The sequence below is a fragment of the Streptomyces sp. NPDC018031 genome (assembly GCF_044327625.1).
In the GTDB taxonomy this organism is placed as follows: domain Bacteria; phylum Actinomycetota; class Actinomycetes; order Streptomycetales; family Streptomycetaceae; genus Streptomyces.
The window spans coordinates 1-1,066 of record NZ_JBIRFT010000078.1 but is presented as its reverse complement, the minus strand read 5'-3'; the positions used below and the strand labels follow the sequence as shown (position 1 = coordinate 1,066).

Annotated in this window: 1 protein-coding gene and 1 pseudogene; both read left to right on the top strand. The window is 68.6% G+C overall.

Translation table 11 applies throughout. From position 1 onward, the window contains the following. Position 1 precedes the first annotated feature (1 nt). Complete coding sequence (locus ACH4B3_RS34315; RefSeq protein WP_398469725.1) at positions 2-787, top strand: electron transfer flavoprotein subunit beta/FixA family protein; 786 nt, start codon at positions 2-4, stop codon at positions 785-787. A gap of 52 nt (positions 788-839) precedes the next feature. Continuing rightward, positions 840-1,066, top strand: a pseudogene (locus ACH4B3_RS34310) (electron transfer flavoprotein subunit alpha/FixB family protein); the annotation flags it as partial.

Genomic DNA, 1,066 nt, shown 5'->3' with positions numbered 1-1,066 from the left:
CGTGAGCTTGAGGATCGTTGTCTGTGTGAAGTACGTGCCCGACGCCACCGGCGACCGGCATTTCGCCGAGGACCTGACCGTCGATCGGGACGACGTGGACGGTCTGCTCTCGGAGCTCGACGAGTACGCGGTGGAGCAGGCGCTGCAGATCGCCGATGAGGCGGACGAGGCGGAGATCACCGTGTTGACCGTGGGTCCGGAGGACGCCAAGGACGCGCTGCGCAAGGCGTTGTCGATGGGTGCGGACAAGGCGGTCCACGTGGAGGACGACGATCTGCACGGCACGGATGTGCTGGGGACCTCGCTGGTGCTGGCCAAGGCGATCGAGAAGGCCGGGTTCGATCTGGTGGTGTGCGGGATGGCCTCCACCGACGGTGGGATGGGTGTGCTGCCGGCGTTGCTGGCGGAGCGGTTGGGTGTGCCGCAGGTGACGCTGCTGTCGGAGGTGTCGGTCGAGGGTGGTGTGGTGACCGGTCGCCGGGACGGTGACGCGGCGTCGGAGCGGTTGCAGGCGTCGCTGCCGGCGGTGGTGTCGGTGACCGACCAGTCGGGTGAGGCCCGCTACCCGTCGTTCAAGGGCATCATGGCGGCGAAGAAGAAGCCGGTGGAGTCCTGGGATCTGGAGGATCTGGGGATCGACGCGGAGGCGGTCGGTCTGGAGGGTGCCTGGAGCCGGGTGGAGGAGGCCACCGAGCGGCCGGCCCGTACCGCGGGCACGATCGTGAAGGACGAGGGCGAGGGCGGCAAGCAGCTCGCCGAGTTCCTGGCGGGTCAGAAGTTCATCTGAGACCCGCAGTTCCGCAAAGTCGCCCTCACTTCTTTTGGCAGGAGATACCGTCATGGCTGAAGTCCTCGTCTATGTCGATCACGTGGACGGTGCCGTCCGCAAGCCCACCCTGGAGCTGCTGACCCTGGCCCGCCGGCTGGGTGAACCGGTCGCCGTCGCGCTGGGCGCGGGGGCGGCGGACACCGCGCCGGTGCTGGCCGAGCACGGGGCGGTGAAGGTCCTCACCGCCGACGCGGCGGAGTTCGCCGACTATCTGGTGGTGCCGAAGGTCGATGCGCT